General features: G+C 67.1%; 19 protein-coding genes. 11 read left to right on the top strand and 8 right to left on the bottom strand.

Annotated features, from left to right (window positions below):
- The first annotated feature begins 116 nt into the window (after positions 1-116).
- The 4 genes from ASE63_RS17930 (at position 117) to purN (ending at position 3,863) form a co-directional block, all read left to right on the top strand.
- Positions 117-581 (top strand): peroxiredoxin, encoded by a 465-nt coding sequence (locus tag ASE63_RS17930; RefSeq protein WP_056804243.1) that lies wholly within the window; start codon positions 117-119, stop codon positions 579-581.
- A gap of 83 nt (positions 582-664) precedes the next feature.
- On the top strand, positions 665-1,972 hold the full coding sequence (locus ASE63_RS17925; protein ID WP_056804240.1) for a M23 family metallopeptidase: 1,308 nt from the start codon (positions 665-667) through the stop codon (positions 1,970-1,972).
- Between the two features lie 197 nt (positions 1,973-2,169).
- Positions 2,170-3,243, top strand: a complete 1,074-nt coding sequence (gene purM / locus ASE63_RS17920; protein ID WP_056804236.1) for a phosphoribosylformylglycinamidine cyclo-ligase — start codon at positions 2,170-2,172, stop codon at positions 3,241-3,243.
- On the top strand, positions 3,240-3,863 hold the full coding sequence (gene purN, locus ASE63_RS17915) for a phosphoribosylglycinamide formyltransferase (protein WP_082610073.1): 624 nt from the start codon (positions 3,240-3,242) through the stop codon (positions 3,861-3,863). The genes purM and purN overlap by 4 nt, the downstream gene beginning before the upstream one ends.
- Here purN and ASE63_RS17910 read toward each other — a convergent pair.
- The gene (locus ASE63_RS17910) at positions 3,791-4,579 is read right to left on the bottom strand and encodes a YafY family protein (protein WP_082610072.1); all 789 of its coding nucleotides are present in this window, start codon (positions 4,577-4,579) and stop codon (positions 3,791-3,793) included. The two genes, purN and ASE63_RS17910, sit on opposite strands and share 73 nt — an antisense overlap.
- Before the next feature lie 115 nt (positions 4,580-4,694).
- On the opposite strand from ASE63_RS17910, the gene ASE63_RS17905 reads away from it, so the two are divergent.
- Positions 4,695-5,417, top strand: a complete 723-nt coding sequence (locus tag ASE63_RS17905) for a glutathione S-transferase family protein (protein ID WP_056804234.1) — start codon at positions 4,695-4,697, stop codon at positions 5,415-5,417.
- Here ASE63_RS17905 and ASE63_RS17900 read toward each other — a convergent pair.
- A complete protein-coding gene (locus ASE63_RS17900) occupies positions 5,401-5,757 on the bottom strand; it encodes a hypothetical protein (RefSeq protein WP_156410446.1) in 357 nt (118 codons plus the stop codon). The genes ASE63_RS17905 and ASE63_RS17900 overlap by 17 nt on opposite strands.
- A 101-nt stretch (positions 5,758-5,858) precedes the next feature.
- Positions 5,859-7,946 (bottom strand): molybdopterin oxidoreductase family protein, encoded by a 2,088-nt coding sequence (locus ASE63_RS17895; RefSeq protein WP_056804568.1) that lies wholly within the window; start codon positions 7,944-7,946, stop codon positions 5,859-5,861.
- Positions 7,947-8,125: 179 nt separating this feature from the next.
- Here ASE63_RS17895 and ASE63_RS17890 point away from each other — a divergent pair, with 179 nt between their 5' ends.
- Positions 8,126-8,971: a MipA/OmpV family protein gene (locus ASE63_RS17890; RefSeq protein WP_082610071.1), complete on the top strand. Its 846-nt coding sequence runs from the start codon at positions 8,126-8,128 to the stop codon at positions 8,969-8,971.
- A gap of 107 nt (positions 8,972-9,078) precedes the next feature.
- Here ASE63_RS17890 and ndk read toward each other — a convergent pair whose 3' ends face one another.
- From ndk to gatB, 5 genes are all read right to left on the bottom strand, one after another.
- The gene (gene ndk / locus ASE63_RS17885; protein ID WP_056804223.1) at positions 9,079-9,501 is read right to left on the bottom strand and encodes a nucleoside-diphosphate kinase; all 423 of its coding nucleotides are present in this window, start codon (positions 9,499-9,501) and stop codon (positions 9,079-9,081) included.
- 102 nt (positions 9,502-9,603) lie between these two features.
- Positions 9,604-10,311 (bottom strand): glutathione S-transferase N-terminal domain-containing protein, encoded by a 708-nt coding sequence (locus tag ASE63_RS17880; protein ID WP_056804221.1) that lies wholly within the window; start codon positions 10,309-10,311, stop codon positions 9,604-9,606.
- Positions 10,312-10,442: 131 nt separating this feature from the next.
- Positions 10,443-10,931: a GNAT family N-acetyltransferase gene (locus ASE63_RS17875; RefSeq protein WP_082610070.1), complete on the bottom strand. Its 489-nt coding sequence runs from the start codon at positions 10,929-10,931 to the stop codon at positions 10,443-10,445.
- Positions 10,932-10,974: 43 nt separating this feature from the next.
- Positions 10,975-11,481 (bottom strand): GNAT family N-acetyltransferase, encoded by a 507-nt coding sequence (locus ASE63_RS17870; RefSeq protein WP_056804219.1) that lies wholly within the window; start codon positions 11,479-11,481, stop codon positions 10,975-10,977.
- A gap of 4 nt (positions 11,482-11,485) precedes the next feature.
- Positions 11,486-12,967, bottom strand: a complete 1,482-nt coding sequence (gene gatB, locus ASE63_RS17865) for an Asp-tRNA(Asn)/Glu-tRNA(Gln) amidotransferase subunit GatB (RefSeq protein WP_056804216.1) — start codon at positions 12,965-12,967, stop codon at positions 11,486-11,488.
- Between the two features lie 275 nt (positions 12,968-13,242).
- On the opposite strand from gatB, the gene ASE63_RS17860 reads away from it, so the two are divergent.
- The 5 genes from ASE63_RS17860 to ASE63_RS17840 all read left to right on the top strand — a co-directional run bounded on the left by ASE63_RS17860 (position 13,243) and on the right by ASE63_RS17840 (position 21,403).
- Positions 13,243-14,397 (top strand): efflux RND transporter periplasmic adaptor subunit, encoded by a 1,155-nt coding sequence (locus ASE63_RS17860; RefSeq protein WP_056804215.1) that lies wholly within the window; start codon positions 13,243-13,245, stop codon positions 14,395-14,397.
- 119 nt (positions 14,398-14,516) lie between these two features.
- Positions 14,517-17,717 (top strand): multidrug efflux RND transporter permease subunit, encoded by a 3,201-nt coding sequence (locus ASE63_RS17855; RefSeq protein ID WP_056804211.1) that lies wholly within the window; start codon positions 14,517-14,519, stop codon positions 17,715-17,717.
- 378 nt (positions 17,718-18,095) lie between these two features.
- Positions 18,096-19,346 (top strand): ABC transporter substrate-binding protein, encoded by a 1,251-nt coding sequence (locus ASE63_RS17850; RefSeq protein ID WP_056804208.1) that lies wholly within the window; start codon positions 18,096-18,098, stop codon positions 19,344-19,346.
- Positions 19,347-19,506: 160 nt separating this feature from the next.
- Entirely contained in the window at positions 19,507-20,397 is an 891-nt protein-coding gene (locus ASE63_RS17845; RefSeq protein ID WP_056804205.1) for an AraC family transcriptional regulator, read from the top strand.
- A complete protein-coding gene (locus tag ASE63_RS17840; RefSeq protein WP_056804202.1) occupies positions 20,390-21,403 on the top strand; it encodes a branched-chain amino acid ABC transporter permease in 1,014 nt (337 codons plus the stop codon). The genes ASE63_RS17845 and ASE63_RS17840 overlap by 8 nt, the downstream gene beginning before the upstream one ends.
- The last annotated feature ends 2 nt before the right edge of the window (positions 21,404-21,405 follow it).

The following is a 21,405-nucleotide window of genomic DNA, read 5'->3' as shown; positions in this document are numbered from 1 at the left end:
CAGGCTGACCGATTCGGCAAGCCGCGGCTTTCGCCAGCCGCGTGCCGCATTCTAGCATAGCCTGCGAAACCGAGCTGGCCCATGCAGGGTGAACGCGACGAAAGGAAGGCGAATCAATGGCTTTGCAGGAAGGCGATCAGGCTCCCGGCTTTTCGCTTGGGCGCGACGGCGGCGGCATGTTGTCGCTGGCCGAGTTCAAGGGCCGCAAGCTCGTGCTCTTCGCCTACCCCAAGGACGACACGCCGGGCTGCACGCAGGAGGCGATCGCCTTCAACGGCCTGCGACAGGAATTCGCCGCCGCGGACACCGCCCTGCTCGGCATCTCGCCCGATCCGGCGAAGCGGCACGACAAGTTCAAAGCCAAGCACGAGCTCGAGCTGCCGCTGCTCGCGGACGATAGGCAGGAAACGCTGCAGGCCTATGGCGTCTGGGTCGAGAAGAGCATGTATGGCCGCACCTATATGGGCGTCGAGCGCACCACCTTCCTGATCGACCGCGACGGGCGGATCGTGCGCATCTGGCGCAAGGTCAAGGTCGCCGGCCATGCCGAGGAGGTGCTGGCGGCGGCGCAGGCGCTCTGACGGCACTCGCTCCTGTTTTGCGAAAGATTAACCTTAACGGCGCCTAATGGCAGGATCGGCAGCGTAACTCCGGCCTTGCGTCCATGACTCACTCAGCCTCGACTGGTCCAGCCCTCCCCGTTTCCGGGCTCATCACGCACAAAACCTATACGGTTCGCCGCTCGACTCTTCTGGCCGGCCTGGCCTGGCTCGCCCTGACGACGGCGGGCAGCGGCGCGGCGGGCTGGTACGTCCTGAGCAAGGACGACCTCGCGGCCCGCCTGATCGCTCGCGAGACCTCCCGCCAATACGCCTATGAGGATCGCATCGCGTCGCTGCGCGCCGATGTCGACCGCCTCGCCAGCCGCGCCCTGCTCGACCAGGACGGCGTCGAGGCAAGGGTCGACGAGCTGGCGATGCGGCAGGCGGAGCTCGAATCGCGGCAATCCCTGGTCACGGCGCTGGCGGACACGCTGCAGGCTGGCGGCCTTGCTACCGTCCCGAAGCCGCCGCTGCGCCCACGCGCCATCAAGCCGGAAGAGGCGATCCGCGCCTCCGGCGTCACCAGCTTCGCGCCGATCATGCCGACCAAGCCGACCCCCAGCCCGGATTCGCCGGTGCTGCGCGGCGCCAACGCAAACAGCAATACGCCCTGGCAGTCGGGCGAGGTCGAGATCAAGCCGCCGGCGAAGCGTGTCGATTCAGCCCTCACCCGTCTCGACAAGGCCATCGACAAGTCCTCCAGCGCCCAGCTCGCTTTGCTGAAGGAAATGGACGAGACGCTCGCCGAATCGCAAAAGCGCCTGCGTGGTGCGCTCTCCGAGACCGGCCTCGATCCAGACCGCCTCGCCGCCCAGAGCGGCATCGCCAAAGGGGTCGGCGGCCCCTTCGTTCCCTTCAAGATCGATGCTTCCGCCGGCCCCTTCGAGGCGACTCTGAGCGCGCTCCAGCCGCGCATCGCCGCGGTTCTCAAATTGCGCGGCGTCGCCGAGCAGCTGCCGCTCGCCAAGCCGATGTCGGGAGACGTCGATTTCAGCTCGAACTACGGCTATCGCGTCGACCCCTTCACCCGCGGCCCGGCAATGCATACCGGCGTCGATTTCCGCGCAGAGACCGGCTCGCCGATCCGTGCCACCGCTCCTGGCAAGGTGATCACCGCGGAGTATTCGGGCGGCTACGGCAACATGGTCGAGATCGAACATGCCAACGGCATCACCACGCGCTACGCGCATATGTCGGCGATCCTGGCCTCGAACGGCCAGACGGTGACGACCGGGACCGTGATCGGCCGCGTCGGCAGCACCGGCCGCTCGACCGGTCCGCATCTCCATTACGAGACCCGGATCAACGACGAGCCGATCGATCCGACCCGCTTCCTGCGCGCCGGCGGCAAGCTTGCCGCGGTGAACTGAGCCCCTTGGAGCCCTCATCCTTCGAGACGCCGCTACGCGGCTCCTCGGGATGAAGGCCGGCGGATATCTTAAAGCCCTTCCGGGACGCATCACAGGCGGTTTTCCGACGCTTTCCCGGGCGCAGCCGCCAAGATATCTTGCAAGGCGACGCCTGCTTCCCTATCGCTCGCGCGAACGGAACTGAAGGCGAAAACCAGATGAGCAAGCCGGGCGCGAACGGACTGACCTATGCGCAGGCGGGTGTCGACATCGACGCCGGCAACGCAATGGTCGATGCCATCAAGCCGCTGGTGCGGGCGACGCGCCGGCCGGGTGCGGATGCGGAAATCGGCGGTTTCGGCGGCCTGTTCGACCTCAAGGCGGCCGGCTTCAGCGACCCGATCCTGGTCGCGGCCAATGACGGCGTCGGCACCAAGGTCAAGATCGCGATCGAGAGCGGTCTGCATTCGACCATCGGCATCGATCTCGTCGCCATGTGCGTCAATGACCTGATCGTGCAGGGCGCCGAGCCGCTGCTCTTCCTCGACTACTACGCCACCGGCAAGCTCGATCCGAAGGTCGGCGTCGAGATTGTGCGCGGCATCGCCGATGGCTGCCGTCAGGCCGGCTGCGCGTTGATCGGCGGCGAGACCGCCGAGATGCCCGGCATGTATGCAGAGAAGGATTACGATCTTGCCGGCTTCGCGGTCGGCGCGGCCGAGCGCGGCGCGCTGCTGCCGCGCGCCGATCTCGTGCCCGGCGACGTCGTCTTCGGCCTGCCCTCCTCCGGCGTCCATTCCAACGGCTATTCGCTGGTCCGGCGCATCGTCGCGCTGAGCGGCCTCGGCTGGGACGCACCCGCCCCCTTCGCGTCCGGCACGAGCCTCGCCGAGGCTCTGCTGGTGCCGACGCGGATCTATGTGAAGCCGCTGCTGCAGGCGCTGAAGGCGACCGACGGCATCAAGGCGCTGGCCCATATCACCGGCGGCGGCTTTCCAGACAACATCCCGCGCGTCCTACCTGACGGTCTCGGCGTCGCGCTCGACCTGCCCGCCATTCCCGTCCCGCCCGTCTTCGGCTGGCTCGCCCAGGTCGGCGGCGTCGCCGAGCGCGAGATGCTGCGCACCTTCAACTGCGGCATCGGCATGATCGTCACGGCGGAGGCCGCCAAGGCCGCCGAGGTCGAGGCGGCGCTGCAGGCCGCCGGCGAGCAGCCGGTGCGCCTCGGCGAGATCGTGCCCGTGGCGGAAGGCGAGGAGCAGGTCTCCTACCGGGGCAAGCTCGCGCTGTGACGGCGCCCAAATCGCGCCCGCGCGTCGGGATCCTGATCTCGGGCCGCGGCTCCAACATGGTCTCGCTGGTCGAGGCGGCGCGGGCCGAAGGCTATCCCGCGGAGATCGCCCTGGTGCTCTCGAACGTGCCGGGTGCCGGCGGGCTCGAGCGTGCTGCCGCCTTCGGCATCGCGACCGCGACGGTCGCTCACCGCGCCTTCAACAAGGATCGCGAGGCCTTCGAGCGAGCCATGGACGAGGTCCTGCGCGTCAACCAGATCGATCTCGTGGTGCTGGCCGGCTTCATGCGGATCATGACGCCGTGGTTCGTGCGGCGCTGGGAAGGCCGGCTGATCAATATCCATCCCTCGCTGCTGCCGCTGTTCAAGGGCACGCATACCCATCGCCAAGCGCTAGAGGCCGGCGTCGCCGAGCATGGCTGCAGCGTGCATTTCGTCGTGCCCGAGCTCGATGCCGGGCCGGTGATCATGCAAGCGAAAGTGCCAGTGCTGCCGGGCGACGACGAGGACGCGCTGGCCGCGCGCGTCCTCGTGCAGGAGCACCTGCTCTATCCGCGCGCGCTAGCCGAGGTCGCAGCCGGGCGCGTCGCGCTGATCGACGGCGCCGTCACTAGGCGCTGAGTCTCGTCCCTCCGCTCGCTCTCCTGCCGGCAGCGCTCTTCGTCTTCCTTCTGCCAGCGCCGGAAGAGATCGGCCCGCCTCGCCGGGTAACGCTCGTCGCGCGCGACGAGGTCGGTGATGCGGTCGGTGCGGAAATGGCGGAAGGCCTGACGCAGCTCGCACCAGGCGATGACGATGCGGACCCGCTCGTAGAACGTCATGCCGATCGGCCAGATCATGCGCTGCGTGTCCTGGCCGGTCTCGTCGCGGTAGCGCACCTCGAGCTTGCGCCCCTGGCGGATGGCGGCGCGCACAGCGGCAACATCGACCTGATCGACCGGAACGTCGCGACCATACGCCGGCGCGAACAGGGCGCCGTCGAGAAGGATCGGCCGCAGATGCGCCGGCAGCACCGCCGCCACCTTGCTGACGACATCCTCGGCCGCCCTGGCGAGAACGGGATCGGCGCGCTCGCCGAGCCAGCGCATGCCGACCAGCACGGCCTCGATCTCGTCTGGCGACAGCATCAGCGGCGGCAGGTCGAAGCCGGCGTCCAGCACATAGCCTATACCGGCCTCGCCGCGCACCGGCACGCCCTGCCTGACGAGCGTCGCGATGTCGCGGTAGACGGTGCGGACGGAAACGTCGAGCTCGGCGGCCAACGTCTCTGCCGTGACCGGCCGGCGCCGACGCCGCAGGCTCTGGATCATGTCGAGCAATCGTTCGGCGCGCTGCATGGCGACTGTCCTCTCCAGTGGCGTTTCCGTACGCAGAATGTTCTAGCCGTGCTGTCAGGTTTTGTCAGGATCGTGTCAGTAGGATGGCCATCCACTGACGTAGCGGGAGGTTCGCATGATCACGCTTTACGGTTTCGGCCCCGCCTTCGGCCTGCCTGACCCGAGCCCATTCTGCCTCAAGGCCGACATCCTGCTGCAGCTCTCCGGCCTGCCCTTCCAGCGCAAGGCGGGTAACCTCAGGCGCGCGCCCAAGCGCAAGCTGCCGCTGATCGTCGACGACGGCGTCACGGTCGCCGATTCGAGCTTCATCCGCTTCCATCTCGAAAGCCGCCACGGCATCGATTTCGACAGGGGGCTCGACGACGAGCGGCGCGGCGCGCTCTGGGCGCTCGAGAAGATGCTGGAGGAGCAGCTTTACTGGATCGTCGTCGATGAACGCTGGCTCGACGACGCGAACTTCGCGCGAGGCCCGGCGCATTTCTTCAAGGCAGTGCCGGCGCCGCTTCGGCCGCTCGTCGGCGCCATGGTGCGGCGGCACGTCCGCCGGAACATGCATGCCCACGGCATCGGCCGGCACAGCCGAGCGGAGATGCTGATACTCGCCGGGCGCGCGCTCGACGCCGCCAGCGGCATCCTCGGCACGCGGACCTATCTCGGCGGCGACGAGCCGGCAGGCGGCGATGCGGCGCTGGGCGCCTTCATGATCGCCGGGCTTTGCCCGCTCTTCGCCTCGCCGCTACGCGGGGAGATCGAAAAGCGCCCCGCCCTCGTCGCCTATGCGGCGCGGATGCGGGAACGCTTCTTCCCTGAGGCCGGAGCCGTCAGATCGGCCGCTTGAGCTTGCAGCGGTCGATGAAGCCGAGGCCCTTCTCGCGCGCCGAATCATTGAAATAGCCGGTGTCGCGGAAGGCCTGGATCTCGTCCTTGGTCATCGCGTTGACCGTGCCCTTGGCGTAGCAGCTGCACGGGGTGTGGACAGCTTCACGCGTGGTGCCCAGAAGGCGCGCCTGCGTCACCAGGCAGGCGTCGAAGGCGCGCAGCTGGATCATGTAGGGCGTCAGGTTCTTTGCGGTCGGATCGGGCGGCGGCAGGGCGCTGCCTCCGCTCGCGGCATGGGCCGACACCATGGCCAGGACCGACAATCCGCCGGCCAGAACAACCGCACCAATCCGCCGCATCATCATTGTCCTGCCAGTCCTCGAAGGATCGCCTTTAAGCGCAGGGCGCGCTCCCGCTTGGGAAGGCCATAGCCCCGTGCAAAGGTCAAGCCATCGGGCGATCACGCCTTCCTGATCCAGACTTTGTTGTCGTGGAAGGCGGCACCGCCGAAGGGTGCGGGCGCGTCCGCTCCGGTCAGGGTGTTGATGCCGCGGCCATGCTTGTGGGCGGCGTTCGGCCAGATCGATTCGGCGATGACCACGCCTCGCACGAGGCCATCGAACAGCACAGCCTCGAGATGGACGCTGCCGCGCCGGTTGCCGACCACGACCTCGTCGCCCGCAGCGACGCCGAGGCGCTCCGCATCGCCCGGGTGAAGCATCAGCGTCGGGCCGCGCTCCTTCTTCACCGAGCCCGGCGTCTCGGTGAAGGTCGAGTTCAGGAAACTGCGGGCCGGGCTCGTCGCCAGCCGGAACGGGTGTTCGTCGTCGACATTGTCGAGCACGTCCCAATAATCGGGCAGCGCCGGCATCTCCTGCCAGGGGCCGACGCGCCCGGCATTGGCGTTCGGAACCTTCGGCCAGTCCGGCTTGAAGCGGAACTTGCGGTCGCGATAACCGAAACCGTCAAGGTAATGCGCCGTGCGAAAATCCGGCTGCACGTCGATGAAATCATTGGCGAGGAGATCGTCGAGGCTGCCATGCCCGCTTTCCCGCATCGTCCAGTCGACGAGCTCGCGCGGCGTCATCGCGAAGCCGCGATGCTCGGCGCCGAGCCGCTGAGCCAGCGCGCAGATGACGTCATGGTTCGAGCGGCATTCGCCGGCCGGCTCGATCAGCTTGCCGCCCCACATGATGTGCTGGTGGCCGCCGCCCTGGTAGATGTCGTCGTGCTCCATGAACTGGGTGGCGGGCAGCACGACGTCGGCCATCTTCGCCGTCTCGGTCATGAACTGCTCGTGCACGACGGTGAAGAGGTCCTCGCGGGCGAAACCCTGCTTGACCAGCTCCTGCTCGGGCGCGACCGAGACCGGGTTGGTATTCTGGATGAACAGCGCCCTTACCGGCCCGCCCTGGCGCAGCGCCTCGGCATCGCCGGTCAGCACCCGGCCGATCTGCGACTGGTCGAGTTCGCGCACGGAACGATCCATGACGTCGAGCCCCTCGATCAGGCTCTTGCGCCATTTGTAGATGCCGCTGTTGCTGTGGAAGGCGCCGCCGCCCTCATATTGCCAGGCGCCCGTAACGGTCGGGACGCAGAGCGCCGCATGCATCGAAACCGCCCCGTTGCGCTGGCGTGCGAAGCCGTAGCCCAGGCGGAAAAAGCTGTTCTTGCGGGTGCCGACGAGCGCGGCGAATTCCTCGATCTGCGCGGCCTCCAGCCCGGTGATGGCCGCCGCCCATTCCGGCGTCCGGCTCTGCAGATGCGCCTCCAGCTCGTCCGGCGCGTCGGTATGCGCGGCCAGATAGGCGCGGTCCGCATGGCCGTCGCGGAAGAGCACATGCATCACGGCGCAGGCGAGCGCGGCATCGGTGCCCGGGCGCAGCACCAGCGGCAGGTCGGCCTGGGCCAGCGTCGCATTATGGTAGATGTCGATCGCGACGATCTTGGCGCCTCGCGTCTTCCGCGCTTTGATCGCGTGGTGCATGACGTTGACTTGGGTATGCACCGGATTGGTGCCCCAGATCACGATGCAGTCGGACTTCGCCATCTCGCGCGGGTCCGGCCCTGCAAGGCGCCCGGTTCCGGCGATGAAGCCCGTCCACGCCGTCGTGGTGCAGATCGTCGAATACTGCCCGGAATAGCGCTTGGCATGGCGCAGGCGGTTGATGCCGTCGCGCATCACCAGCCCCATCGTGCCGGCGTAGTAATAGGGCCAGACGGCGTCCGCGCCGTGCTCGGCCTCGATCGCCAGGAAGCGCCGGCCGATCTCGTCAAGCGCCTCGTCCCAGGAGATGCGCTCGAACGTCCCGGAACCCTTCTCACCCGTGCGCCGCAACGGATGCAGCAGGCGATCCGGATGGTGGATGCGCTCGGCGTAGCGGGCGACCTTTGCGCAGATCACGCCATCCGTGTAGCTCTGGCGCTTGCTGCCGCGGACGCGGCCGATGCTGCTCCCGTCGATGACCTCGACCTCCAGCGAACAGGCCGAAGGGCAGTCATGCGGGCAGGTGGAGGGCAAATGGGCGATGCGCGGCAGCTCGGTCATGATCTCGTCGTAATGCATGGCTCAACAAAGGGGAATGCGTTCCCGTCCGGCCCGCATTTCAAGCTGGCGGCCCGACACTGCCCGTACCGCTCTCCGATCATCAACTTCCGGTTAATCCTAATGCTTCACTTTGCCTGGACCATGTCGTGAAAGGCGCGTCTGCGCCGGAGTTTGAGTTGATGCGTAGCGTAGCGTTCCTGGCAGGCCTCGGCGCCTGCCTTGTATTGTCGTCGCCTGATCGGGCTCTGGCTCAATCACCCGACTACACCACCCTCACCTCCCCGCAATCGGCCCAGAACTGGTACCTTACGCTCGGTGCCGGAGTTCGTCATCAGCCCGACTATACCGGCTCGGACGACTACGTATTCCGTGCGAGGCCGATCATTTCGCTGGGCCGGGGCTTGAAGAGCACCTGGTGGGCCGCCGAGGACGATGCGATGCTGAGCATCGGCGTCTTCTCCGGCCAGGGCTGGCGGATCGGCTTCTCGGGCGACCTGCTCTGGAAGCGCAGCGCCTCGGTTAATCCGGCGCTGGTCGCGGTGCCCGCGACCAAGTTCGGCGCCGAGGCCGGCGGCTTCGTCGAATTCTATCCGACCTCGTGGTTGCGTGCCCGCGCCGACGTGCGCCGCGGCGTCGTCGCTCATGACGGCGTCGTCGCCGATTTCAAGCTCGACGCCTTCTCCAATATCGGCGCCTGGACCATCGGCGCCGGCCCGCGCATGCGGATCGCCTCGGCCGACTATGTCCGCACCTATTTCGGAACCACCGGCGCCCAGCCCGGCACGGGCGGCCTGCTGCAGCGCTTCAATACCGGCGTGCATTCGGTCGGCGCGCTGGGGCAGCTGACCTATCACTGGTCCGAAAATCTCAAGACGACGGCCTATGTCGAGTACAAGCGTCTCATCGGCGACGCCACGCGCTCGCCGATCGTCAGGCCGTACGGTTCGCGCAATTCGGTCACGATCGGCCTCTCCGCGAGCTACTCCTTCGATACCGGGTCGAATTATTCCCTGGGCGGTCTCTGAAGCGGCCAATGAAGGCCGGGCTGGCCCCGGCCTTCATTGGAGATCCGAAACAAAAAAGGCGGGCCGGAAACCGGCCCGCCTTTCTGATTTTCAGCGACCGGCTGAAATCAGCCGACGATCTCGTTGCCCGCGAAGAACTGGGCGATCTCGACGGCAGCCGTCTCCGGCGCATCCGAGCCATGCACGGTGTTCTCGCCGACCGACTCGGCGAACAGCTTGCGGATAGTGCCCTCGGCGGCGTTGGCCGGGTTGGTGGCGCCCATCACGTCGCGATACTTCGCGATGCCGTCCTCGCCCTCGAGAACCTGGACCACGACCGGGCCGGAGGTCATGAACTCGACGAGTTCGCCGAAGAAGGGACGCGCCGAGTGGACCGCATAGAAGGTCTCGGCCTGGCCCTTGGTCATCTGGATGCGCTTCTGCGCGACGATGCGAAGGCCCGCCTTCTCGATGACCGCGTTGACCGCGCCGGTGAGATTGCGCCGCGTCGCGTCGGGCTTGAGAATGGAGAAGGTACGCTGAACAGCCATCGGGGAATCCTAACGAGAATTTGCCTTGGGGAAATTCGGGGGAATGCGGCGCGCTTATAGCCGCGCCCTCCCCGCCCCACAAGGCTCGCCCGCCACAGCGGCTCAGCGCGCCTTCTGGCCGAACAGGATCGCCTTCTCCTCGGGCGTGCTGATGCCGGCCGGATTGCGCAGCGATTCGCCGACCTTGATGCCGCGCAGCACCGCGGGGCGCGCCAGCATCGTCTCGAGCCAGCGCGCGACATTCGGGAACTGCTTGAGGTCCTGGCCCTGCTTCTCCCAGCCCTTGGCCCAGCCGATGCAGGCCATGTCGGCGATCGAATAGGCGCCGCAGATATAGTCGCGGCCCTCCAGGCGCTTGTTCAAAACGCCGTACAGGCGGTTGGCCTCGTTGGTGTAGCGCTCGACCGCGTAAGGGATCTTCTCCGGCGCGTAGAGCCGGAAATGGTGGGTCTGGCCGAGCATCGGGCCGAAGCCGCCCATCTGCCAGAACAGCCATTCGTCGACCCCGACACGGGCGCGCTCCTCGGCCGGATAGAACATCCCGGTCTTGCGCCCGAGATATTGCAGGATCGCCCCCGATTCGAAGACCGAGATCGGCCTGCCATCCGGCCCTTCCGGATCGACGATGGCCGGCATGCGGTTATTGGGCGAGATCGCCAGGAACTCCGGCTTGAACTGGTCGCCCTTGCCGATGTTCACCGGGACGAGGTTGTACGGCAGCCCGCACTCCTCCAGCATGATGCTGATCTTCCAGCCGTTCGGCGTGGGCCAATAGTAGAGTTCGATCGGCTTGGTCTGGTTGGCGGGCATGGGCTGCTTCCGGTGACTCGGCAGACGATGGGGAGCGATTTGTAGGCTTCTTCCGCGATGCGAGAAAGGGGGTCGATCGGGCTGCGCAGTCCGTTTGCAGAGGCTTCTGCTGCGCGAAGGCCGAAACGGCCTCAGAGCGCTATCTTGAATCCCTGATGACTCTGCTCGAAGCCGAGGCGAACATAGAACCGGTGCGCGTCACGCCGGTCGTTGTGGGAGGTCAGCTCGGCCAGCCCCGCCCCGCGCTCCCGCGCGAAGGCGAGCGCATGCCGGATCATCACCGCGCCGATGCCCTGCCCGCGGCACTCCGGCGCGACATGGACGCTCTCGAACTTGGCCCGCTTGCGCCCGCGCGCCGCGAGGCCCGGGATCAGCGTGACCTGGAAGGTGCCGATCACCTCCCCCGCCTGCTCCGCCACGAACAGCGTATTGTGCGGCGATGCATCCACCTCGGTGAAAGCCGCCAGATAGGCCGGGTCGCGGGTTTCCGCCGCGATCTCCGCAGCCGACTTCCGCTGCTGCGGTGCCCCCAGCATGATCAGGGTGGCGATGCGCGCCACATCCTCGCGACGGGCCCGGCGGATGACGATGCCCGCGGCGTCAACGTTCGCTATGCCCATTACAGTCCTGTTCCCGAATGCGAAACGATCTCGGCCACGCCCGTCATTCCGCGAAGAGCCGCCTCGCCATCAGCAAGGTGTTGGGGGTGTCGTCGCGGCCGTCGAAGCGGGCCTGGCGCTGCAGGAAGAAGCCCATGCGCTCATAGAAGGCGATCGCGGCCTCGTTCTGGCTCTCGACCTCGAGCCGCGCCACAGGCGCCTGCGGAAAGCAGGCGAGCGTGACCTGCAGCAGCGTCCGGCCCACGCCGATGCCCTGCCATGGCGGAAGCACGTAGAGCCGGGTCAGCATCGCCGCCCGGTCCTGTTCGATGCGGGCCGAGGAGGTCGCGATGATCTTGTCGCCGGTCAGCGCCACCAGGAAGACGCCGCTCTCGCGCCCGAGCTGGGCCGTCAGGTTCTCCAGCGAATGCCAGGCATTGGAAATCTCGGCGACGCGCCGCCAGCCATAGATGCCGTCATAGGTGGCGTGCCAGGTATCGACCAGAAGAGCCCGTACCGCCGCAAGGTCGGCGGTCTCGGCGTCTCGGATGATCAGACCGTCTGGCGTCACATGCTCACTCGATGCCGAGCTTCTTCTTCAGGATTTCGTTCAGCGCCTGCGGGTTGGCCTTGCCGCCCGAGGCCTTCATCGCCTGGCCGACGAACCAGCCCAGCATGGTGGGCTTGGCCTTGACCTGCTCGACCTTGTCGGGGTTTGCGGCAATCAGCTCGTCGACTGCCTTCTCGATGGCGCCGGTGTCGGTGACCTGCTTCATGCCGCGGGCCTCGACGATCTGGCGCGGGTCGCCGCCTTCGGTCCAGAGGATCTCGAACAGATCCTTGGCGATGCGGCCCGAGATCACGCCTTCGCCGATCAGGTCGACGAGTCCGCCAAGCTGCACGGCGGAGACCGGGGACGTCGTGACGTCCTGGCCTTCCTTGTTGAGGCGGCCGAACAGCTCGTTGATCACCCAGTTGGCGGCGGCTTTGCCGTCGCGGCCTTTCGCGACCGCCTCGAAGTAGTCCGCCTGCTCGCGCTCGGCGACGAGCACCGACGCGTCATAGGGCGAAAGACCGTATTCGGCGATGAAGCGGGCCTTCTTTCCGTCCGGCAGCTCCGGCAGCCCGGCCTTGAGCCCCTCGACGAAGGCATCGTCGAATTCGAGCGGCAGCAGGTCCGGGTCGGGGAAGTAGCGATAGTCGTGCGCCTCCTCCTTCGAGCGCATCGAGCGCGTCTCGCCCTTGGCCGGATCGTAGAGGCGCGTCTCCTGGTCGATGGTGCCGCCATCCTCGATGATGCCGATCTGGCGGCGTGCCTCGGTCTCGACCGCCTGGCCGATGAAGCGAATCGAGTTGACGTTCTTGATCTCGCAGCGCGTGCCGAGTTCTTCGCCGGGCTTGCGGACGGAGACGTTGACGTCGGCGCGCAGGTTGCCCTTCTCCATGTCGCCGTCGCAGGTGCCGAGATAGCGCAGGATGGTGCGCAGCTTTGAGACATAGGCCTTGGCCTCGTCGGCGGAGCGCAGATCGGGCCGCGAGACGATCTCCATCAGCGCCACGCCGGAGCGGTTGAGGTCGACGAAGCTCATCGTCGGATGCTGGTCGTGGATCGACTTGCCGGCGTCCTGCTCGAGATGCAGCCGCTCGATGCCAACGGTGATCTGCTCGGTCGGCGAGAGATCGACCACGATCTCGCCCTCGCCGACGATCGGGCTTTTGTACTGGCTGATCTGGTAACCCTGGGGCAGATCAGGGTAGAAGTAGTTCTTGCGGTCGAAGACCGAGCGGTTGTTGATCTGGGCGTTGAGGCCGAGCCCGGTGCGCACCGCCTGACGGACGCATTCGGCGTTGATGACGGGCAGCATGCCGGGCATGGCCGCATCGACGAGGCTGACATGCGCGTTCGGCTCGGCTCCGAAGCCGGTCGCGGCGCCCGAGAACAGCTTGGCGTTGGAGGTGACCTGGGCATGGATTTCCATGCCGATCACGATCTCCCAGTCGCCGGTCGCGCCCTTGATCAGCTTTTTCGGGTCGGCGGGGCGGGCATGCGCGTTCATCTGTCGTCTTCCGGCTGCGGTGGTCGCTTACGGGTTACGATGTCGGCGAGCGTGCGGCAAGCACCGTGGCCCATCAGGGGGCCGCAGCCCGCCGCCTCAATTGTGCACTGCCGTTGCGTTCCTGCAACCGGTTGACGGGAATATGGCCTATCGGAAGCAAATTCACGAACGATGACGGGTGATGGTTATTGACATTCGTCACTACTGTATCCTTCTTGCGCCAAAGGTTGCCGCGCCGTCATGGTCGCGCCGGCCCAGCCATTCGGAGTTCCGTCATGCCACGCAGCCGTTTCATCGGTCTGGTGCTCGCCGCTTTCACCGCGTCGACCGGCCTCGCCGCGCTCGACGCCGCCGCCCAGGGAGCGCCGCCGGCTCCGCCGGTCCAGGTCGCCAGCCCCCTCGCCAAGCGCATCACCAACTGGGACGAGTACACCGGCCGCTTCGAGGCCAGCGAGCAGGTCGAAGTCCGCGCCCGCGTTTCCGGCTTCATCGAGCAGGTGCACTTCCTGGACGGCTCGCTCGTCCAGAAGGGCGATCTGCTCTTTACCATCGATCAGCGCCCCTACAAGCTGGCCGTCGATGTCGCCCGTGCCGAAGTCGCCCGCGCCAAGGCGCAGGTGGAGCTGTCGCAGAGCGAGGTCGAGCGCGCCGAGGGGTTGACCGCCAACCGCACGATCACGGCCCGCGACGTCGACCAGCGCCGCGCCAACCTGAACAGCGCCATCGGCGCGCAGCAGGGTGCGGAGGCCAATCTCAAGACCGCCGAGCTCAACCTCGAATGGACCGAGCTGCGCGCGCCCCTCGCCGGCCGCATTTCGAACCGTCGCGTCGACCCGGGCAACCTGATCGCTGGCGGCCAGTCGGGCGCGACGCTGCTCACGACCATCGTCGCAGTCGCGCCGATCTACTTCACCTTCGACATCTCGGAGGCGGATTTCCTGCGCTACGCCCGCCTGGCCAATCTGCGCGAGGATGCCAGCAGGGACAGCGGGACCCTGGTCGAGGTGCGGCTCTCGGACGAGACCGAATGGGGTCGTCGCGGCCGGGTCAACTTCTTCGACAACGCGCTGAACGCGCGCTCCGCCACCATCCGCGGCCGGGCCGTGTTCGAGAACAAGAACCAGCTGCTGACACCCGGCGTGTTCGGCCGCCTGCGCTTCTTCGCCGGTGAAGCGGACGCGCTGCTCGTGCCTGACACCGTCATCGTCTCGGACCAGGCCAGCAAGATCGTGCTGACGGTCGGCGCCGAGAACAAGGTCGTGCCGAAGCCCGTCGTGCTCGGGCCGATCAGCGAGGGCCTGCGGGTGATCCGCTCCGGCCTGACCGTCGAGGACAAGGTAATCGTCGGCGGCAGCGCCAATCCGATGGTCCGCCCCGGCGTCGCGGTCACGCCCCAGCCGGGCGAGATCAAGGTCGCGACCTCGAAATGAACGAATTCCGCACCGGCCTCGCCTGAGGCCGGTGCCCGCTCCCGGGCCGTGCGAGGCCTGATTTTCCGATCACGCGCGCTTAGGCGCCCGCCCGCTATTTCCCCGGACAGGACATTTCCATGTTCCGCTTCGCCCATTTCTTCATCGACCGGCCGATCTTCGCCACCGTGCTTTCGGTGCTGCTGACGATCGCCGGCGCCATCGCCCAGCGTTCGCTGCCGATCTCGGAATACCCCGAGATCGCGCCGCCGACCGTCTCGATCACCGCGACCTATCCCGGCGCCTCGGCCGAGGTCGTCGCCGCCACGGTGGCGACGCCGATCGAGCAGGAGGTCAACGGCGTCGACGACATGCTCTACATCACCTCGCAATCGACCGGTGACGGTCGGGTGACGATCAACGTGGTGTTCAAGGCCGGCGTCGACATCGACCAGGCGCAGGTGCTGGTGCAGAACCGCGTCTCGGCAGCCGAGCCGCGCCTGCCGCAGGAGGTGCGCCAGCTCGGCCTGCAGACGCGCAAGGCCTCGCCCGACTTCCTGATGGTCATCAACATGATCTCGCCGGACGGCTCGCGCGACGCGCAATACATCTCCAACTACGCCTCGCTCTACGTGAAGGACGTGCTCACCCGCGTCGATGGCGTCGGCGACGTGCAGGTCTTCGGCGCGCGCGACTTCTCGATGCGGATCTGGCTCGACCCCGCCAAGGTCGCGGCACGCAACCTGACGGCAGGCGATGTGGTCGCGGCCCTCAGGGCGGCGAACGTCCAGGTTGCGGCGGGCGCACTGAACCAGCCGCCGGCAAAGTCGGACGAAGCCTTCCAGCTCTCGGTCAACACGCTCGGCCGCCTGACCGACGTCTCCGAGTTCGAGAACATCGTCGTCCGTTCGGACGCCGATGGCGGCACCATCCGCGTCCGCGACATCGCCCGCGTCGAACTCGGCTCGCAGGACTACACCAGCAACGCCTATCTCGATAACGAGAACACCGTCGCCATCGGCGTCTTCCAGCGGCCGGGCTCGAATGCGCTTGCGACTTCGGATGCGCTGATCTCGACGATGAAGCGGATGTCGGAGCAGTTCCCGGTCGGCCTCGAGCACCGCATCATCTACAATCCGACCGAGTTCATCGGCGAGTCGGTGGACGCCGTCGTGCGCACGCTGCTCGAGGCGGTGCTGCTCGTCGTGGTCGTGGTGATCCTGTTCCTGCAGACCTGGCGCGCCGCGATCATCCCGATCGTCGCGATCCCGGTCTCGCTGGTCGGCACCTTCCTGGTGATGAGCGCCGTCGGCATCTCGTTCAACACGATCTCGCTGCTCGCGCTCGTTCTGGCGATCGGCATCGTCGTCGACGACGCGATCGTGGTGGTGGAGAACGTCGAGCGCTATCTGGCGCAGGGCCTGTCGCCGTCGGAGGCCGCGCACAAGACGATGGACGAAGTCGGCGGCGCACTGCTGGCGATCGCGCTCGTGCTCTGCGCGGTGTTCATCCCGACCGCCTTCATCAGCGGCCTGCAGGGCACCTTCTACCAGCAGTTCGCGGTCACGATCGCGGCCTCGACGGCGATCTCCTGCTTCGTCTCGCTGACGCTGTCGCCGGCGATGTCGGCGGTGCTGCTCAAGCCGCACAAGAAGCATGACCCGAACGAGAAGCACGGCTTCTTCTACAAGCTGGGCGCGCCGGTCCGCGGCTTCTTCCACTACTTCAATGCCGGCTTCGACTGGCTGTCGCGGACCTATGGCCGCGTCACCTCCAGGCTGATCCGCATCGCGGTGATCCTGCTGATCGCCTATGCCGGCCTGATCGCGCTGACCGCCCAGCGGCTGACCGCGACCCCGACGGGCCTCGTGCCACAGCTCGACCGCGGCTACTTCATCGTCGCGATGCAGTTGCCGCCGGGAGCCTCGCTCCAGCGGACCGATGCCGTGCTGCGCAAGGCCAACGAACTGCTGCTGTCGCGGCCGGGCGTCGCCCATACGGTCGCCTTCGCCGGCCTCGACGGTGCGACATTCACCATCGCGCCGAACACCGGCGTCGCCTTCGTCACGCTCTCTCCGTTCAAGGACCGCGAGAAGGAAGGACTGACCACGGCCGGCATCCTGAACGACCTGCGCCAGCAGATGTTCTCGATCACCGAGGCCTTCACCCTCGTCATCGAGCCGCCGGCGATCCCGGGCATCGGCACCGGCGGCGGCCTGAAGGGCTATGTGCAGGATCGCAGCGGCCGCGGGCTCGCGGCACTGGAAGGCGCGGCCTGGGCCGTGGCCGGCTCGGCCGGGCAGGTGCCTGGCATCCAGCAGCCCTTCACGCTGTTCTCGACCAAGACGCCGCAGATCTATGCCGATATCGACCGCACCAAGGCGGAGATGCTCGGCGTGCCGATCACGCGCATCTTCGAGACGTTGTCGGTCTATATGGGCTCGGCCTATATCAACGACTTCAACCTCCTGGGCCGGACTTACCGCGTGACTGCGCAGGCGGATAATCCGTTCCGCCTGACCACGCGCGACGTCGCCAATCTCAAGACCCGTAACGCGGATGGCGAGATGGTGCCGATCGGCTCGGTCGCGTCGTTCTCCGACACGACCGGCGCCTATCGCGTGCCGCGCTACAACCTCTATCCGGCAGCCGAGGTGCAGCTCTCGATGGCCCATGGCTATTCGACGGGCCAGGGCATCGCCGCGGTCGAGAAGATCGCGGCGGAGCAGCTGCCGCCCGGCTTCGGCTTCGAATGGACCGAGATCGCGCTGCAGGAGAAGCTTGCCGGCAACACGGCGATCATCGCCTTCGGCCTCGCCGTGGTGTTCGTCTTCCTGCTGCTGGCGGCGCTCTACGAGAGTTGGCTCCTGCCGCTCTCGGTCATCCTGATCGTGCCGATGTGTATCCTGGCGGCGATGTTCGGGGTGAACTATGCCGGGCTGGATCGGAACATCCTCGTCGATATCGGGCTCGTCGTGCTCGTCGGCCTGGCGGCGAAGAACGCGATCCTGATCGTCGAGTTCGCCAAGCAGGCGGAAGACGAGGGCATGAACCGGCGCGATGCCGCGGTCGCCGCCGCCCGCACCCGTCTGCGGCCGATCCTGATGACCTCGCTCGCCTTCATCCTCGGCGTGCTGCCGCTGACCATCTCGGTCGGCGCCGGCGCCGAGATGCGGCAGGCGATGGGCATCGCGGTCTTCGCCGGCATGCTCGGCGTGACCATCTTCGGCCTGATCTTCACGCCGGTCTTCTACGTGATGGTGCGCTGGCTCGCCGATCTCGGCGGAAGGCGCCGCAAGGCGGCCGAGGCCGCTCGCCAGGCCACCGGCGCTCACGGCTGACCAAAAGACTAAATGAGAAAAAGGCGGCGGGCGAAAGCCCGCCGCCTTTTTTGTTGTCCGAGAGCGGACCGGGCTTTGGCTGAAGCACACCGTCTTTCCGGCGCTCGGCAGCGAAGAGCCCCGGAAAGGCGGTGTGGTCGCTCGGCGTTCCCCGGATCTGCCGTTCCTCGGCAGCGGCCGACCGGCATGGCCTGCGCCGCCGCCAGTGATCACGAGGATAGACGCCAGCCACGGCCCAAAAAGCAGACCCTGCGCAATGTCCGTGATCTTGGCAGCATCAACGCGTGTGCTACCTTGCCTTTAGAGCGGCTCGAAGAAACCGCCTCGGCCTCGCCGTCGAAACCTTCGGTGTGGCCACACACATAGGGAGGAAATACGATGCGGAAGGTGCTTATGGCCGCCGTCGCGGCCTGCAGTCTCATTGCTGCGTCATCGGTCGCCGGTGCCCAGGAAAAGCTCAAGATCGGGATGATGGCAACGTTGTCGGGCGCACTGACGTCCGGCGGCGAGGATGGCGTGCGCGGCGTGCAGGTCGCGCTGAAGCAGCTCGGCAACAAGATCGCCGGCCGCGAGGTCGAGCTGATCATCGCGACCACCGACGCCAGCCCCGACTCCGCCCTCAGGGCGGCGCGCAAGCTCGTCGAGCAGGACAAGGTCCAGGTCATCGTCGGCCCGCTCTCGGGCTCCGAGGGCATCGCGATCCGCGACTATTCCAAGACCGTCCCGAACGTGACGGTCGTCGATGGCTCCTCGGGAGCGCTCGAGACCACCTACGTCAACCCGTCGCCGAACTATTTCCGCTTCAACAGCAACGGCGCGATGTGGATGGCCGGCCTCGGCGACTACGTCTTCAAGGACAAGGGCTACAAGAAGGTCGCCGTGATCGCGGAGGACTACTCCTTCCCCTACACCCAGGTCTTCGGCTTCGCGCTCGGCTATTGCAAGGCCGGCGGCGAAATCACCCAGCGCCAATGGGTGCCGCTCGGCACCAAGGATTTCGGCTCGGTCATCGCCAACATCCCCGATGACGTCGATGCGGTGTTCCTCGGCCTCGGCGGCGGCGACGCGGTCAACTTCCTGAACCAGTACAGCCAGACTGGCGGCAACGCGAAGTTCGTCGGCGGCTCGATCATGGTCGACCAGACCGTGCTCTCGTCCAAGGGCGCCGCCAAGAAGCTCCTGGTCGGCACGCCCTCCTCGGGCGGCGTCGCGGACGCCTGGGACGATCCGCGCTGGAAGGCCTGGGTCAAGGCTTATCAGGACGCCTTCCCGGCCGACAAGCGCTTCGCCAGCCCGTCGCTCTTCGCGACGAACTACTACAACGCCTTCACAGCGCTCGCGACCGCGCTCAACAAGGTGAATGCCGACCTTTCCGACGGCGGCACCAAGCTGCGGGCGGAACTCGCCAAGGTCGAGCTCGACGCGCCCAACGGCAAGATCAAGCTCGACGACGATCGGCAGGCGATCGCCACGACCTTCATCACCGAGGTCGCGGAACTGCCGAATGGCGAGCTGACCAACAAGTTCGTGCGCACCGTCCCCGACGTCAACAAGACGATGGGGCTGAGCCCGGAAGCCTTCAAGGCTGTGGGCCTGCCTTCGCGCACCAACCCGGAATGCAAGAAATAGGCGCCTAGGCCTGCTGGAGGGGAACCGGGCGACATGCGCTCCCCCTCCATCCCGTCACGTCCCGGTCGAAGGCGCCCCGAGTCGCAGCTTGGGGCGCAGCGGGAGCGGCTTGCCTGATGAGGCTCGTGCCGCCCCACCGGAGCTGCTTGCGAGAGGACCCATGAGTCGCGCAGTCGCGGTCTGCCACGGCCCCTTCGGCCGGGTTTCGATCTACGATCTCGACCGCCCGCTGGTGCTGCACGCCCATCGCGAGGCCCACCTGATCTTCTTCCTGGAGGGCTCGCGGGGCCTCGTCACCATCGGCGGTCGGACCACCCGCGTCGACCCCTTCATGGGCATCGCCATCAATCCGTGGGAGCCGCATAATTTCCAGCCGGAGAGCCCCGGCAGCTTCGGCCTCTTCCTCGTCGTCTATCTCCGGCCGGAATGGCTTGCGGCCCAGGCGATGAGCCCGCCCGGCGGCATCGTCTTCCCCTCCTCGGAGCTGGTCGTCACCCGCGAGCTCGCCGCCTGGCGCGACAAGATCGTCGAGATGCTGCTGTGCTCGCGCCGCGAGCTCGATCCCGGCCCGGTGCTGATGGCGCTGGCCCAGGCGTCGAGCGAACCGATCGAGCCGGAGCTCGCGTCCTCCTTCGCCCATCTCGCTCCCGAAGGCGCGATCGATCGCCGCGTGCTGCGCGCCTGCCGCCTGCTCGAGGATCATCCGAGCTATGAGGGCGCTCTCGAACGCGTCGCTCGCGAGGCGGGGCTGTCGCGCGCCCATTTCTTCAAGCTCTTCCGGCAGCAGGTCGGCGTCACCCCCACCGTCTTCTCCAACACGGTGCGCCTCGACGCCGCACTCGACCGGCTGGTGTTCTCGCGCGATCCGGTGACGCAGATCGGCGACGGCCTCGGATTCTCCGGCCAGAGCGTCTTCACCCGCTTCTTCACGGCCCATATGGGCATGGCGCCGCGGGACTATCGGCGCGTGCTGCGCACGGTTGACCCCTCACCCCTGCCGGCGGCCCGGCCCCTGCGGGCCGCCCCTTCCATGCGGGCGGCCAATGTCTGATTTCATCGCCCGCCGCCCGGTCTGGTCGCTCGTGATCATCATCGCGATCGGCATCCTCGCCTGGCTGGTCTTCTCGGTCTGGACGCCGGGCATGGAGGCCATGATGGGCCGCAAGCGCGTCTTCCTCAGCGCTCTGTTCAACGGCATCACGCTGGGCGCGCTGTATTTCCTCGTGGCGAGCGGCTTCACGCTGATCTTCGGCCTGATGCGCAACGTCAACCTCGCCCATGGCTCGCTCTACCTGTTCGGCGGCTATGTCGGCTACAGCATCGGCACGCTGACCGGCTCCTGGCTCGTCGCGCTCGTGGCCGCCTTCGTCATCGTCGCCATCGTCGGCGTGCTGATGCAGGTGCTGCTCTTCCGCTGGATGGAGGGGCAGGATCTGCGCCAGACGCTCGTCACCATAGGCCTCTCGATCGTCTTCGCCGACCTGCTGCTCTGGAACTATGGCGGCGACACCTTCCAGGTCACCACGCCGGACTGGCTCTCCGGCCCGGTGCAGCTTCCCTTCGTCGTGGCGCTGCGCGGCAATGGCGACGCGGTGATGATGACCTATCCCTTCGTCCGCATCGCCATCCTGATCGGCGCGATCGTGCTCGGCGTCGCGATGTGGCTGGCGCTCAACCGCACCCGCGTTGGCATGCTGGTGCGCGCCGGGGTCGACGACCGCGACATGCTCTCGGCCACTGGCGTGCGCGTCCAGCTCGTCTTCGTCATGGTCTTCGCCTTCGGGGCGGGGCTCGCGGGCCTTGCCGGCGTCGTCGGCGGCACCTTCCAGTCGCTGCAGCCGGGCGAGGACACCAAGATCCTGCTCTCCTCGCTGGTCGTCGTCATCGTCGGCGGCATGGGCTCGATCCCGGGCGCGGCGGTGGGCGCGCTCATCGTCGGCCTCGCCGAGCAGTTCGGCTCGGTCTACATGCCGACCTATGCGGTGATGCTGACCTTCGTCATCATGGTCGCGGTGCTCGCGGTCCGCCCGCAGGGCCTCGCGGCAGCGAGGCGCTGATC

The sequence above is a fragment of the Allobosea sp. Root381 genome, from assembly GCF_001429395.1.
Lineage (GTDB): Bacteria > Pseudomonadota > Alphaproteobacteria > Rhizobiales > Beijerinckiaceae > Allobosea.
This window is presented reverse-complemented; position numbering and strand designations above follow the sequence as displayed.